At 72.1% G+C, this 14,657-nt stretch carries 11 protein-coding genes; 6 read left to right on the top strand and 5 right to left on the bottom strand.

Going from position 1 to position 14,657, the window contains the following annotated elements; translation table 11 throughout:
- Nucleotides 1-110 precede the first annotated feature (110 nt).
- Nucleotides 111-5,105, top strand: coding sequence for an NAD-glutamate dehydrogenase (locus tag IMZ35_RS18705; RefSeq protein WP_199442408.1), 4,995 nt, complete (start codon nt 111-113; stop codon nt 5,103-5,105).
- 51 nt (nt 5,106-5,156) lie between these two features.
- On the opposite strand, the gene IMZ35_RS18700 is transcribed toward IMZ35_RS18705, so the two are convergent.
- Nucleotides 5,157-6,614 (bottom strand): alpha-amylase, encoded by a 1,458-nt coding sequence (locus tag IMZ35_RS18700; RefSeq protein WP_199442407.1) that lies wholly within the window; start codon nt 6,612-6,614, stop codon nt 5,157-5,159.
- A gap of 225 nt (nt 6,615-6,839) precedes the next feature.
- Between IMZ35_RS18700 and IMZ35_RS18695 the strand changes: the two genes are divergently transcribed.
- The 4 genes from IMZ35_RS18695 (at nt 6,840) to IMZ35_RS18680 (ending at nt 9,775) form a co-directional block, all read left to right on the top strand.
- Nucleotides 6,840-7,865 carry a LacI family DNA-binding transcriptional regulator gene (locus tag IMZ35_RS18695; RefSeq protein WP_438816884.1) on the top strand — a complete coding sequence of 342 codons (1,026 nt, stop codon included), beginning with the start codon at nt 6,840-6,842 and terminating at the stop codon, nt 7,863-7,865.
- A gap of 100 nt (nt 7,866-7,965) precedes the next feature.
- Complete coding sequence (locus IMZ35_RS18690; RefSeq protein ID WP_199442405.1) at nt 7,966-8,397, top strand: acyl-CoA thioesterase; 432 nt, start codon at nt 7,966-7,968, stop codon at nt 8,395-8,397.
- A complete protein-coding gene (locus IMZ35_RS18685) occupies nt 8,390-9,037 on the top strand; it encodes a DUF8185 domain-containing protein (protein ID WP_199442404.1) in 648 nt (215 codons plus the stop codon). The genes IMZ35_RS18690 and IMZ35_RS18685 overlap by 8 nt, the downstream gene beginning before the upstream one ends.
- Before the next feature lie 168 nt (nt 9,038-9,205).
- Nucleotides 9,206-9,775: a dihydrofolate reductase family protein gene (locus IMZ35_RS18680; RefSeq protein ID WP_199442403.1), complete on the top strand. Its 570-nt coding sequence runs from the start codon at nt 9,206-9,208 to the stop codon at nt 9,773-9,775.
- A 46-nt stretch (nt 9,776-9,821) separates the two neighbouring features.
- On the opposite strand, the gene IMZ35_RS31795 is transcribed toward IMZ35_RS18680, so the two are convergent.
- Complete coding sequence (locus IMZ35_RS31795; protein ID WP_199442402.1) at nt 9,822-10,712, bottom strand: DMT family transporter; 891 nt, start codon at nt 10,710-10,712, stop codon at nt 9,822-9,824.
- A gap of 114 nt (nt 10,713-10,826) precedes the next feature.
- On the opposite strand from IMZ35_RS31795, the gene IMZ35_RS30745 reads away from it, so the two are divergent.
- Entirely contained in the window at nt 10,827-11,408 is a 582-nt protein-coding gene (locus IMZ35_RS30745; RefSeq protein ID WP_199442401.1) for a CHAP domain-containing protein, read from the top strand.
- A 189-nt stretch (nt 11,409-11,597) separates the two neighbouring features.
- On the opposite strand, the gene IMZ35_RS18665 is transcribed toward IMZ35_RS30745, so the two are convergent.
- The 3 genes from IMZ35_RS18665 to IMZ35_RS18655 all read right to left on the bottom strand — a co-directional run bounded on the left by IMZ35_RS18665 (nt 11,598) and on the right by IMZ35_RS18655 (nt 14,650).
- Nucleotides 11,598-13,193 (bottom strand): glycoside hydrolase family 13 protein, encoded by a 1,596-nt coding sequence (locus IMZ35_RS18665; protein ID WP_199442400.1) that lies wholly within the window; start codon nt 13,191-13,193, stop codon nt 11,598-11,600.
- A gap of 58 nt (nt 13,194-13,251) precedes the next feature.
- Complete coding sequence (locus tag IMZ35_RS18660) at nt 13,252-13,638, bottom strand: globin (RefSeq protein WP_199442399.1); 387 nt, start codon at nt 13,636-13,638, stop codon at nt 13,252-13,254.
- A gap of 136 nt (nt 13,639-13,774) precedes the next feature.
- Nucleotides 13,775-14,650, bottom strand: a complete 876-nt coding sequence (locus IMZ35_RS18655; RefSeq protein WP_199442600.1) for a mechanosensitive ion channel family protein — start codon at nt 14,648-14,650, stop codon at nt 13,775-13,777.
- Nucleotides 14,651-14,657 lie beyond the last annotated feature (7 nt).

Raw genomic sequence — 14,657 nt, 5'->3', positions numbered from 1 at the left:
CAAGTGTTTCGATTCAGGTCCCAGCCCATTCACCGGGTCGTCGAGCGCCGTGAAATAGTGGGCTCGGACCCGGTACACAGAAGTACCGGATAGCGTGGAGTCGCCTGAAGATGACCTCGACCGGAGCCCCGTCCCGACCTGAGTTCGCCACCGCTTCCCCAGAAGCGGGCGAGGGTGCCGCGGCTAGTCCCGAACAGTTCCGCGACGAACTGATCGAGCGGGCCACGGCGAACGCCCCGGAACTCGCCGACCTGATCCGCCTGTACTACCGGCACGTGCCACCGGAGGAGGTCATCGACGACGACCCGGTGGACCTCGTGGGCGCGGTGCGCTCGAACCACGAGCTCGCGGAGACGCGCGCACCCGGCCGACCGGCCGTGCGCGTGCTCAACCCGACCCGCGACGACGACGGCTGGACGTGTCCGGTCACGGTCGTGCAGGTCGTCACCGACGACATGCCGTACCTGGTCGACTCGGTGGCCTCCGAGCTGACCCGCAGCGGCGTGCAGGTGCAGCGGGTGGTGCACCCCATCGTCGTCGTGCGCCGCGACCCGGTCACCGGTGAGCTGCGCGAGGTCCTGCCGAACGCAGACCCGGCGAACCCGCCGCAGGACGCGCTCGCCGAGTCGTGGATGAACGTCGAGGTCGACCTCGTCACCGACCCCGCCCGCGCGAGCGAGCTGGAGACGAAGCTCCACGCCGTGCTGAACGACGTCCGCGAGGTCGTCGAGGACACCGACCGGATGGCCGGCACGGCGCTGCACCTCGCCGAGCTGCTGGAGACGGCTCCGCCGTCGCTGCCCGGTGAGGAGGTCTCCGAGGGCGCGGAGCTGCTGCGCTGGCTCGCCGACGACCACTTCACCTTCCTCGGCTACCGCCAGTACGAGCTGGTCCGCGACGACCCGGCGACGGGTGGCGAGCCCGCCCTGCGCGCCGTGCTGGCGTCCGGGCTGGGCGTGCTGCGCCAGGACAGCTTGGCCGCGCGCAGCCTGACCGCCGGCCCCGACGCCGGTGCGCAGGCGCTGTCGCGGGAGCTGCTGGTGCTGACGCAGGCGAGCGCGCAGTCCAGCGTGCACCGCTCCGTCTACCCGTACTACGTGGGTGTCAAGACCTTCGGCGACGACGGCGAGGTCACCGGCGAGCACCGGTTCCTCGGCGTGTTCAACACCAGCGCGCTGCACGACAGCGTCCTGGACATCCCGGTGGTGCGGCGCCGCGTTCGCGACGTCATCCACCGGGCCGGTTTCCCGCTCCAGTCCTACTCGGGGCAGCGGATGCTGGAGGTCATCCAGAACTACCCGCGCACCGAGCTGTTCTCGGTCGACGCGGACTGGCTGTACTCCACGACGACCGGCGTGATCGCCCTGGCCGAGCGCCGCAGGCTGCGGCTGTTCCTGCGCCGCGATCCCTACGGGCGCTTCTTCTCCGCCCTGGTCTACCTGCCGCGCGACCGCTACACGACGACCTCGCGACTGGCGATGCAGGAGGTGCTGCTGGAGGAACTGGGCGGCGTCAACCTGGAGTACAGCGCGCGCGTCGGCGAGTCGGCGCTCGCCCGCGTGCACTTCACCGTGCACACCGACCGGTCGCGGCCGGTCGACTCCGACCTGGACGCCGGTGCGATCCAGCAGCGCCTGGCCACGGCGGTGCGCAGCTGGGACGACCTGATGGTCGAGGCGGTGCTGGCCGAGCAGTCCGCGGGCGCGCAGTCCGGCGGCCTGGTCGCCGAGTCCGCCTCGGAGCAGGGTCAGCGCTTCGCCGCCGCGTTCCCCGAGGCGTACAAGGAGGACTTCTCCGCAGCGGACGGGCTGGCCGACCACCGGCGCATCGAGGCGCTGTCCGAGGGCGACCTCGACATGGTGTTCTACGTGCCGGAGAACGCCGAGGCGGGTGACCGGCGCTTCAGGCTGTTCCTGGCCGGTGAGCGGATCACCCTGTCCCAGGTGCTGCCGATGCTGCAGAGCATGGGCGTGGTGGTCGTGGACGAGCGCCCGTACCGCCTGCTGCGCGAGGACGGCGTGCAGTGCTGGATCTACGACTTCGGCCTGCGCGTCGAGCAGAAGTCGCTGGGGGTCCTGGACGAGGACCCGGCGGGCGCCGCGCAGTCGGTGAGGGTCCGCTTCCAGGACGCGTTCGCGGCGGCGTGGCGCGGTGACGCCGAGGTCGACCGCTTCAACACCCTGGTCCTGCGGGCCGGTCTGACCTGGCAGCAGGCGGCGATGCTGCGCGCCTACGCGAAGTACCTGCGGCAGGCCGGCACGACCTACAGCCAGAACTACATCGAGGACGCCGTCCTCGGGCACCGCGCGGTCGCCACGGCGCTGGTGCGGCTGTTCGAGGCCCGGTTCGACCCGTCGCGGACGGCGGACGAGCGCCGCGACGCGGCGGAGTCGCTGGAGGGCGAGATCGCGGCGCTCATCGACGACGTCACGAGCCTCGACGCGGACCGCATCCTGCGCAGCCTGCTGACGCTGGTCAAGGCCACGCTGCGGACCAACTACTTCTTCCGCGACGCGAACGGCGAGCCGCGGCCGTACCTGGCCGTCAAGCTCGACCCGACGTCGATCCCCGACCTGCCGCAGCCGCGTCCGCGCTTCGAGATCTTCGTGTACTCGCCGAGCGTCGAGGGCGTGCACCTGCGCTTCGGCTCGGTCGCGCGCGGCGGTCTGCGCTGGTCCGACCGGCGGGAGGACTTCCGCACGGAGATCCTGGGTCTGGTCAAGGCTCAGGCGGTGAAGAACGCCGTGATCGTGCCGGTCGGCGCGAAGGGCGGTTTCGTCGTCAAGCTGCCGCCCAGCCCCACGGGCGACTCCGGCGCGGACCGCGAGGCGTTCCTCGCCGAGGGCATCCGCTGCTACCGCATGTTCATCTCCGGCCTGCTGGACCTGACCGACAACCTCGTCGCCGGCGAGGTCGTCCCCGCGCCGCAGGTCGTGCGCTACGACGCCGACGACACCTACCTGGTCGTCGCCGCGGACAAGGGCACCGCGTCGTTCTCCGACATCGCCAACGAGGTCGCCGCGAGCTACGGCTTCTGGCTGGGCGACGCCTTCGCCTCCGGTGGTTCGGTCGGCTACGACCACAAGGCCATGGGCATCACGGCCAAGGGCGCCTGGGAGAGCGTGAAGCGGCACTTCCGCGAGCTGGGCCTGGACACGCAGTCGCAGGAGTTCACCGTCGTCGGCGTCGGCGACATGTCCGGTGACGTCTTCGGCAACGGCATGCTGCTGTCCGAGCACATCCGCCTGGTGGCCGCGTTCGACCACCGCCACGTGTTCGTCGACCCGGACCCGGTCGCCGAGACGTCGTTCGCCGAGCGCGCCCGGCTGTTCGCGCTGCCGCGCTCGTCGTGGGACGACTACGACCGCTCGCTGATCAGCGAGGGCGGCGGGATCTGGCCGCGCACGGCCAAGTCGATCCCGATCAGCCCGCAGGTGCGGGCCGCGCTGGGCATCGCCGACGGCGTGGCGAAGCTGTCGCCGCAGGACCTGATGAGGGCGATCCTGCTGGCCCCGGCCGACCTGCTGTGGAACGGCGGCATCGGCACCTACGTCAAGGCGAGCACCGAGACGAACGCCGAGGTCGGCGACAAGGCCAACGACCCCGTGCGGGTCAACGGCTCCGACCTGCGGGCGAAGGTCGTCGGCGAGGGCGGCAACCTCGGGCTGACCCAGCGGGGCCGCATCGAGTTCGCCCGCACCGGCGGCAAGGTCAACACCGACGCGCTGGACAACTCGGCCGGTGTCGACTGCTCCGACCACGAGGTCAACATCAAGATCCTCCTGGACGAGCTGGTGCGCGACGGCGCGCTGGACCGGCAGCAGCGCGACGAGGTGCTGGGCCAGATGACCGACGAGGTCGGTGACCTGGTGCTGGCCGACAACTACTCGCAGAACGCGGTGCTCGGCGTGAGCCGGGCGCACGCGTCGCAGATGCTGCCGGTGCACGCGCGCCTGGTGGCGGACCTGGAGAAGCGGGCCGGGCTGGACCGCGAGCTGGAGGCGCTGCCGACCGCGAAGCAGTTCCGCGACATGGAGAAGTCCGGCTCCGGCCTGACGTCCCCCGAGCTCGCGACGCTGCTCGCGCACGTCAAGCTCCAGCTCAAGGAGGAGGTGCTGGCGAGCGAGCTGCCCTCGGGCGAGGCGTTCGCGCGCAAGCTCCCCGGCTACTTCCCCAGCCTGCTGCGGGAGCGCTTCGGCGACGTGATCGGCAACCATCCGCTGTCCAAGCAGATCATCACGACCGTCGTGGTCAACGAGGTCGTGGACGGCGCCGGCATCTCCTACCCGTTCCGGCTGGCCGAGGAGATCAGCGCGTCCCCCACGGACGCGGTGCGCGCCTACGCCGTCGTCACGGCCGTGTGGGACCTGCCGTCGCTGTGGCAGCAGATCCGCGAGCTGGACAACGTGGTGCCGACGGACGTCGCCGACGAGATGGTCCTGGAGACCAGGCGCCTGCTCGACCGGGCGTCGCGGTGGCTGCTGACGAACCGGCCGCAGCCGCTGGCGGTGAACTCCACGATCAGCCGCTTCGCCGAGGTCGTGGGCGAGCTGGCGCCGCGGTCGATGGAGCTGCTGCGCGGTGACGAGCACCGGACGGTCGCCGATCACGCGGAGCGGCTGGCCGCCTCCGGTGTGCCGCGGGAGCTGGCCGACCGGGTCGCGTCGCTGCTCTACACCTACGGCCTGTTCGACGTGCGCGAGGTCGCCGAGCTGGCCGAGCGCGAGGCCGGTGGCGGTGGCGTCGGGCCGGAGCGGTCCTACCGGGAGACCGCCGAGGTGTACTACGCGCTGTCCGACCACCTGGGCATCGACCGGATGCTGGTGTCGGTGAGCGGCCTGGAGCGGGTGAACCGCTGGCACGCGCTGGCGCGGCTCGCCCTGCGCGACGACTTCTACTCGTCGCTGCGGGCGATCACGCTGGACGTGCTGCGCGGCAGCGACCCCGGCGACTCGCCGGAGGAGAAGATCGAGAAGTGGGAGGAGATCAACTCCTCCCGGCTGGCGCGGGCGCGGGCCTCTCTGGAGGACCTCACGCGCGCCAACCGCCTGGACCTCGCCACCCTGTCGGTGGCGGCCAGGCAGATCCGCAGCATGGTCCGGTAGCGACCGGGCGCCTCGCGGGTGGTGGACCCCTCCACCACCCGCGAGGACGGATCAGGACCGCGCCGTCGCCGTGCCCCGCCCGCCGCGGGCGCCGACGTGCAGCGCCACGGCGTCACCCGCGCCGACCGTGGCGGTGAACCTCCCGTCCGACCCCACGGTGTAGCTGGTGCCACCGCCGCACCCGGCCCCCGGCTCACCGTGCTGGACGTCGCAGTAGTTCCCGGCGGGCAGCGAGGTCTGGAACGTCCGGGTGATCGCCGACGTCTCGCGGTTGACGACCACGTAACCCCGGTCGCCGCGCCCGAAGGCGATGGCGTCGTTGCCGTTGTCCCACCAGTTCACGACCGCCGTGCCGCGGACCGCGTTGCGGAAACCCACCATGTTCGCGACCTGCGGCCACCTGTGCGTGCACTTCCAGCCGCCGCTGTAGCAGGCGTGCACGGCGCCCCCGTTCGGCGGACCGGCGTCCCTGTCCGACCACTCGTAGCCGGAGTACACGTTCGGTGCGCCGTACGGATGAGCCAGCATGAAGACGTTGGCCAGCGTGTAGGTCGAACCGTCCTTGTAGCTCAGCGTGGAGCCGTTGCGCTCGGTGTCCCAGTTGTCGACGAACGACCTCGCCCGGTCGCCGGGGAGGTAGCCCCAGGACTGGCCGAAGGTGCTGAGGTAGGACAGCCTCTCGTTCGCGAAGATCCGCTTGACGTCGGTGGCGTAGCGGAACTCGTCGACGTCGCCCGATCCGGTGTACTCACCCGGCTGGACGGCCTCACCGGCGCCGTGGATCACCTCCTGCACCCAGAACGCGCCGGGGTCGGACAGCTTCGACTTGATCGCGGCCAGGTCGGCGGCCGCGACGTGCTTGGCGGCGTCGATGCGGAAGCCGTCCACACCCAGCGAGAGCAGGTCGTCGAGGTGCTCGGCGATCTCGCCGCGCACGTACTCGCTGCCGGTGTTCAGGTCCGCCAGGCCGACCAGTTCGCAGTTCTGCACGTCGCCGCGGTCGCGGTAGTCGCTGATCGGTGTGCGGCAGGTGTGGAAGTCCTGGTTCTGGTAGTGGCCGGGGTAGTCGTACTTGCTGTACGGCGAACCCCCGGTTCCGGTGCCGGACCCGGCCGACATGTGGTTGACGACGGCGTCGGCGACGACCTTCACCCCCGCCGCGTGGCAGGTGTCGACCATGTTCCGGAACGCGGCCCGGTCACCGAGCCGGCCGGCGATCCGGTAGCTGACGGGTTGGTAGGACGTCCACCACTGGCCGCCCCGGACGTGCTCCGTCGCGGGCGAGACCTCGACGAAGCCGTAGCCCTCGGGGCCGAGCACGGTGGTGCACTCGCGGGCGACGGAGTCGAAGCGCCACTGGAACAGGGTGGCGGTGACGTCCTCGACACCGGGTGGGGAGGCCGCGGCCTCCGGGGACGGGGCGAGGGCGGCGAGCCCCGCGACGGTGAGCGCGACCGCGGCGGCGGCTGCCGTCGCTCCGCGCCGGGCGCGTACTGCTGAAGAAACCACGGTGTCTCCTCGGGCAGGCAGGGGGCGCAGGAGGTGCCGCACCGCTTCTGCGACGGGAGAGGACTTCCGGGGGACCTCCGGCTCGCTGACCGTAGGACCGCCGCCGTGAGCGCGTCAACACTCTCCGCACACGGCTTTCAGCGACGACGTCCCCTTGCGGAAAACTCTTGCAGCCGCCAGCGGTGACGCCACCGTCGTGTGGTGGGAGAGCTAGAGTTGCCCGGTGTGACGGCTCGCCTCAGTGACATCGCAGTGCAGGCCGGCGTCAGCGAGGCGACGGTGAGCCGTGTGGTCAACGGCAAAGCGGGTGTGTCGACGGCGACGCGCCAGACGGTCGTCGCCGCCATGGACCTGCTCGGCTACGAGCGCCCCCCGAAGCTCCGGCAGCGCAGCGCGGGACTCGTCGGCCTGATCACGCCCGAACTCAGCAACCCCATCTTTCCCGCGCTGGCCCAGGTCGTGGAGCAGGTGCTGACGCGCGAGGGCTACACGCCCGTGCTGTGCACGCAGACACCCGGCGGCTCGACCGAGGACCAGCTCACCGAGATGCTGGTCGACCGGGGCGTCACCGGCATCATCTTCGTCTCCGGCCTGCACGCCGACTCCACCGCGGACACCGACCGCTACGTGAAGCTCGCCGGTCGCGGCGTGCCGTTCGTGATGATCAACGGCTACACCGAGGAGGTGTCCGCGCCGTTCGTCTCCACCGACGACCGCGCGGCGATGCGGCTGGCCGTGTCGCACCTCGTGGAGCTGGGGCACGAGCGGATCGGCCTGGCCGTCGGCCCGCGCCGCTACGTCCCGGTGCTGCGCAAGATCGAGGGCTTCGTGCAGCACGTGCGCACGGTGCTGCCCCGCACCGCCGAGCAGGCGGAGGAGCTGGTGCAGCACTCGCTGTTCACCGTCGAGGGCGGGCAGGCGGCCGGGCACGCCCTGCTGGACAGGGGCTGCACGGCGATCGTGTGCGGCAGCGACCTCATGGCGTTCGGGGCCATCCGCGCGGCCAGGCAGCGCGGGCTGTCCGTGCCGCAGGACGTGTCGGTGGTCGGCTTCGACGACTCGCCGCTGATCGTGTTCGCCGACCCGCCGCTGACCACGCTGCGGCAGCCGGTGGACGCGATGGGGCAGGCCGCCGTGCACGCGCTGCTGGAGGAGATCGCCGGCACGCCGGCGCCGCACGCGGAGTTCGTGTTCCTGCCCGAGCTGGTGGTGCGCGGCTCCACGGGGTCGGCCCCGCGACTCGCCCGGTGAGACCCCGGCCGACGCACCCGAGCGGAGTCGGTCTCGACCCGTCCACGGCGCTCGATAGGGTCAACCGCGTTCACCCGTCTACCGCAGGAGGCGCGTTCCCTTGGGTGTGTTCGTCACGGGAGTCCGTCCGCGCTGGTCCGACATGGACGCCTACGGCCACGTCAACCACGCCAGTACCGTGACGCTGCTCGAAGAGGCCAGGGTCTCCCTGCTGTTCGTCGAGGCGACGAGGCACGGACTGACCGAGATGGCGGCCGGTGTGGTCGTCGCGAAGCTCTCGGTGGACTACGTGGCGCCGCTGGTGGCCAGCGGTGACGACGTGCTGGTGGAGATGTCCGTTCGCGAACTGCGGTCCGCGTCCTTCACCCTGGACTACGTCGTGCGCGACGGCCGCGCGCCGGACAGCGCCGTCGTCACCACGGCCGAGACGCTGATGGTGCCCTACAACGTGGCCGCGGGCCGACCCCGTCGGCTGACCGACGCCGAGCGGGACTTCCTCGCGGGCTGGCGTGCTGGAGGTAGTGGTGGCTGAACTGGTGCTGGCCGACGCGGCGGAGCGGGACGACCTGGGCGCGTTCGTCGCGCGCGCGGTGCGCCTGGAGGCGTCGTCGGTGGTGCGACTGCGCAACCGCGAGTCCGCCGATCACCCCGGCGGCCTGCTGGACGCCTGGGTCGCGACCCCGTTCGACACCCTCGCCACCCGCACGGTCGCCGGTCGGGTCGACCCCGGCGACGTGACCGTGGCCGGCAACGAGCTGCTCACCGGCCTGGCCGTGATGCGCGGCGAGCGGATCGACCCCGGTGCGCCCAAGGACCTGATGTGGCGCTCGGCGCTGCCCCCGCTCTCCGGCTGGCTGCCGGTGGACCGGCTGCCCACGAGCGTGGTGTCCCAGCTGGCCGACGAGGGTGTGGCGGTGGCGCGGGAGAACCAGGGGCCGCACGGCACACCGCCCGCTTCCCTGCTCGACCAGACCGTGCTCACGGTGAGCGGGTCCGGGCTGGACGTGAAGGTGCCGCTGCGGTGCCTGTTCGCCCTGTCCGGCATGGGTTTCCTCGGCTCGGCGCAGGACGAGGAGGTGCGGGTGACCGCCACCGACTCGTGGCTGCGCATCGACGCCCGCTTCGGCGCGGTGGTGCGCCGCCGCCACTCGATGCTGCCCCTGCTGGTCTGACCGGGTGCGCTGCCGTGCCGCGCGGCGCTCGCCGCTGCCCGGCCGGGGCGTCACGCGTGGACGTGCGAGAGGGGCACTTCCCCGACCGCCCCGATCGCGGAAGGATCTGGACGGCGCGCGCCGAGGTCTCGCGGACGTGCGGTGACGAATCGGAAGGACGGTCGTGGGATGAGCGGCAAGGTCGTCGTGAACCGGTGCATGTCGCTGGACGGCTTCATCGCCGGTCCTGGCCACTCCATGGACTGGGGGAACGGCCGGGCTCTCGCCGACTTCGTGGCACCGGACGACGTCGCGCAGGTCGCGGCGGCCACCGGCGCCGTGCTCGTCGGCCGCAGGACCTGGGAGGTGGGCGCCCGGATGAAGGCGGAGGAACCGGACAGCGGCGACTACCCCTTCTCCGGACCCGTGTTCCTCCTCACCCGCAGGCCGCTGGTGCCGCCGGACCCGAACGTCACGATCCTCGCCGGCGACATCGGTGAAGCGGTCGCCACGGCGCTGGACGCCGCCGGCGGCAAGAACCTCGAAGTGCTCGGCGCCGACGTGGCGGGCCAGTGCGTGCAGCGGGGGCTCGTCGACGAGATCCTGGTGTACGTGCTTCCGGTCCTGCTCGGCGACGGCGTCCGCTTCTCGGCCCCCGGCCTCGCCAGGACGGACCTGGAACCGATCAGCAGCACGCGGTCGGGCGACTCCACCATCCTCCGCTTCCGCGTCCGCGAGCAGTCCCGCCGGCCCGGCTGACGGCGCCGGATCTCGCCGCGGCGGTCGCGGCCGAGCGGAACGCACGTCACCCCCTCCGCGCCGCGACGCGCGTGTCCGGCAGCGCCAGCAGGCTCAGCCCGCCCAGCACGAGCAGCGCGCCCGCCGCGCCGCCGGGAGTGATCCGCTCGCCCAGCACCAGCACGCCCAGCAGGGTCGCCACGACCGGCTCGGCCAGCGTCAGCGTCGCCACGGTCGCCGCGGGCAGCACCCGCAGGCCCGCGCCGAAGAGCAGGTAGCCGAACACCGTGGGCACCAGGGCCAGGTACAGCGCCACGGTCAGGCCGCCGGGGCCGTCCAGTCCGCCGGGCCACCGCAGCACCAGCAGCGGCAGCAGCAGCACCGCACCGGCGCCGAACATCAGCCCCATCGCGCCGCTGGACCGCTGCCCGTCGCTGATCAGACGCGCGCCGGTGACCGTGTAGACCCCGTAGCCGAGCCCCGCCGCGAGCGCGGCGAGCAGGCCGAGCGCGGAACCGCCGTCGTCCCCGCCACCGGCCAGCACCAGCACGACCACGCCGAGCACGGCGAGCGCCGTCGCCGCGGTCCAGGTGCGGCCGGGCGTCCGCCGGGTCACCAGCCACTCCACCAGCCCCGCCCACACCGGGCCCGATCCCAGCGCCACCACCGTGCCCGCGGCGACGCCGCTCCACCGGACGCCGGTGAAGAAGCCGAGCTGGTAGACCACCACGCCGATCGCGCCGACGAGCACCGGCGGCCAGGCGGGGCGGGTCCCGCGGTAGGCGCCCAGCGCGAGGGCGAGCAGCGCCAGGACGCTCCCGGCGAGCACGACGCGGACCGCGCCGACGGCCAGCGGGTCGAGCCCGGCCGGTCCGAGCGCCTGGGCGGTGCCGGTCGTGCCGAACAGGACGGCGGAGGCGAGGACGGCGAGGGTGGCGCGAGGCCGTGCACCGGACACCGGCCCATCCTCCGGCACGGGACGGACGAAGTGCCCGCGGGTTCTTCCGGGGGTGCCGCCGGGGGGTGATCACCCCGTACGGTGGCGAGGAGAAGCGCAACCGAAGGAGCACCCGTGCCGAGCACCGCCGCCCGCCGCGCCCTGAACGCCTGCCTCGCCACCGCGATCATCGCTCCGGTCGTCGCCCTCGCCGGCGCCCCGGCCGCGCAGGCCGACGGCAGGACGATCGTCTCCGACCTGGCGCGGGACAACCTCGGCACCACCGTCTGCGGCAAGAACAGCCTCGGCGGCACCGGGTACCTGTCGAGCTGCCGCACGAAGCACGCGTGGTGCGCCGACTTCGCCACCTGGGTGTGGAAGCGGGCCGGGCTGCGGACCGACAAGCTCACGTCGGCGGCGGCCAGCTTCTACCGCTACGGCCAGCGCAACGGCACCCTGCACACCGATCCGGGCTACGTGCCGCAGGTCGGCGACGCGGTGGTCTTCGAGTACCGCAACGGGTGGGCCGAGCACGTGGCGCTCGTCGACAGCGTCGAGAACGGCACGATGACGACGATCAACGGCAACTCCGGCGGCACCACGACCACGTCGACCGTGGCGGAGGAGACGGGACCGGCCGTGGTCGGCGAGGTCGTCGCCGGTCAGCGGATCAGCGCCTTCGTCAGCCCGGTCGGCCGGGTGCGCGTCAGCGGCTGACCCCGGCTCGCGGCGCGTCCTCGACGCGCCGGACCGGCTGCTGGTCCACCCCGCGTGGAACGCGAAGACCTCTCGAACGTCCTGCTCTTCGTGGACGGTGTGGTCGAGGGGTCCGCACCGCACCGCTCGGCACTCCGGGACGTCCCCGGCCCGCGGTGTGGTGCCGCAGGCCGGGGACGTGCGGGAGGACTACTTCAGCCAGACCGCCGTGTCGGGCGGCAGGTGTTCGCCCGCCATCGGACCGCTGGACACCAGGATCTCGCCCGGCGGCAGCGGCACCGGAGCGCCGGAGGTGTTCAGGGCGCAGATCAGCCCGCCGCCCTTGCGGCGGAACGCGAAGCAGCCGGGGGGAGCGCCGTACCACTCCAGCTCGTCACCGGTGAGCGACGGGTGGGTCTTGCGCAGCTCCAGCGCCTGCCGGTACAGCGACAGCACGGACCCGGAGTCCTCCAGTTCCGCCTCCGCGGTCAGCTCGCTCCACTCGAGCGGCATCGGCAGCCAGGTGTTCGCGCTCTCGGAGAACCCGAACGGCGGCAGCGTGCCCTCCCACGGGATCGGCACCCGGCACCCGTCGCGCCCGCGATCGGTGTGACCCGACCGCTTCCACGTCGGGTCCTGCAACGCCCAGTCGGGCAGCTCCACGTTCGGCAGCCCCAGCTCCTCGCCGTTGTAGAGGTACACGACGCCGGGCAGCGCCAGCTCGACGAGCGCCATCGCCCGCGCCCGCTTCCTGCCGAGCGCCCCGCCGCCGTAGCGCGTCACGTGCCGCACGACGTCGTGGTTGGACAGCGTCCACGTCGGAGGCGTGTCGAGCTGCGCGACGGCCGCCAGCGAGTGCTGGATCGCCGTGCGCACCGCGTCCGCGTCGAACTCGGCCTCGACCAGGCGGAAGTTGAAGCCCAGGTGCAGTTCGTCGGGGCGGACGTAGGCGGCGAACCGCTCGTCGTCGGTCACCCAGATCTCGCCGACCGCCATGCGGCCGGGGTACTCGTCCACGACCTTGCGGATCATCCGGTGGATCTCGTGCACGCCCTCGTTGTCGAACCGCGGGTCGTGCACGTCGTTCTGGAGCACCGCGGACGCGTGCGCGGCGCGCGGGTCCATGTCGGGCAGGTCGAACGGCTTGGCCATGCCGTGCGCCACGTCGATGCGGAACCCGTCGACGCCCCGGTCCAGCCAGAACCGCAGCGTCTGCTGGAGATCGGCCTGGACCTCGGGGTCGTCCCAGTTCAGGTCGGGCTGCTCGGGCGCGAACAGGTGCAGGTACCACTGGCCGTCGGCGACGCGCGTCCACGCCGGGCCGCCGAAGAGGGACGTCCAGTTGTTCGGCGGCTGGGAGCCGTCGTGGCCGCGGCCGTCGCGGAAGACGTAGCGAGCCCGCTCACGGCTGCCGGGACCGGCGCGCAGGGCCTCCACGAACCACGGGTGCGCGTCGCTGGTGTGGTTCGGCACCAGGTCGACGGTCACCTTCAGGTTGTGCTGGTGCGCCTCGGACACGAGGGCGTCGAACGAGGCGAGGTCGCCGAAGAGCGGGTCCACGTCGCGCGGGTCGGACACGTCGTAGCCGTGGTCGGCCATCGGGGAGCGGTAGAACGGCGTCAGCCACAGTGCGTCGACGCCGAGCAGTTCGAGGTAACCGAGTCGGGAGCGGATGCCGTCGAGGTCGCCCACGCCGTCGCCGTCGGAGTCGGCGAAGGAGCGGACGTACACCTGGTAGAAGACGGCGTCGCGCCACCAGGCGGACTCGTCGGCGATCTCTGGTTGGAGGTCGGAGGATCGTCGCACAGGGGGTCATCCTGCCATTCGATGTTCGTTGTGCAGCCCTGTCGGCCGGAGTCCGCGCTCAGACCCAGGCGGCGTTGACGAGGCTGTTCGCCGCCATCTCCAGGTACGCCCACAGCTGCTGGCGCTGCTCCGGGGTCAGGTCCGCCTCGTCGACGGCGACCTTCATGCAGCGCAGCCAGGCGTCGCGCTGGACCGGGCCGATCTGGAAGGGCGCGTGGCGCATCCGCAGCCGGGGGTGGCCGCGCTGCTCCGAGTACGTGTGCGGACCGCCCCAGTACTGCACGAGGAAGTGGCGGAAGCGCTCCTCGGCCGGTCCCAGGTCCTCCTCCGGGTACATCGGCCGGAGCACCTCGTCGGTCGCGACCTCCTGGTAGAAGCGCGCGACGATGCCGCGGAACGTCTCGTACCCGCCCACCGCTTCGTAGAAGTTCTCCGGGTTGCCCACCCCACCATCCTGACTCACGACCGCGCGCCGCGGGAGGCCACCCCGGTGTACGTCTCCGCACACCTGCGCCCGGAGCGGCGACGGGGGTCGTCCCCACCGGAGGAGATCCGGTGGGGACGACCCCCGTCGTCCGTGGTCAGGCGTCGGTCTTGGCCGGGACTCCCGCGTCCTCCAGCGCCGGGACGAGCCTCGCGCGCAGTTCGCGCTGGACCGCCCACTGGCGGCCGGGACGCACCTTCACCGTCACGCGCAGGGTGATGCTCTCCGGCGTCACCTTCTCCACGCCCAGCACCTCGGGCTTGTCGATGACGTCCTTCGACAGCGGCTCCTCGGCCACGGCCTCGGCCGAGACGGTGGCCAGGATGTCGTTCGCCTTGCGCAGGTTCGTGCCGAAGCTCAGCGGCAGGTCGACCACCGCGACCGCGAAGCCCTGGCTGGAGTTGCCGACCCGCATGATCTCGCCGTTGCGCACGTACCAGACGGTGCCGTTGCCGTCGCGGATCGTCGTGGTGCGCAGGCCGACCGCCTCCACGGTGCCCGTGGCGGGACCGAGGTCCACCACGTCGCCGACGCCGTACTGGTCCTCCAGCATCATGAACATGCCGGACAGGAAGTCCTTGACCAGGTTCTGCGAGCCGAAACCGATCGCCACGCCCAGGATGCCGGCCGAGGTCAGCAGCGGCGCGACGTTGAACGTCAGCTCGGTCAGCACCTGGAGGAAGGCGATCCCGAACACCATCATCGAGACCACCGACTTCAGCACCGAGCCGATGGTCTTCGCGCGCTGCTCGCGCCTGGCCGACACCAGGCCGCCCAGCGCCTGGGGGGCACGCTCCTTGAGCGGCTTCAGCAGGCCGGGCTTCTTGCCGACGTCGGCGCCCTTGGTGAGCCGGTCGATCAGCCGGCGGAGCAACCAGCGCACGATGATCGCGATCAGCAGGATCGCGGCGATCTTGCCCGCCTTGCCGATGAGGGTGGGCCCGTGCTCGGCCCACCAGTCGATCGCCAGCATCGACTGC

This window comes from Umezawaea beigongshangensis (assembly GCF_016464305.1).
In the GTDB taxonomy this organism is placed as follows: Bacteria; Actinomycetota; Actinomycetes; order Mycobacteriales; family Pseudonocardiaceae; genus Umezawaea_A; species Umezawaea_A beigongshangensis.
The sequence above is the reverse complement of the archived record's forward strand: the minus strand, read 5'-3'. Positions and strand labels throughout refer to the sequence as shown.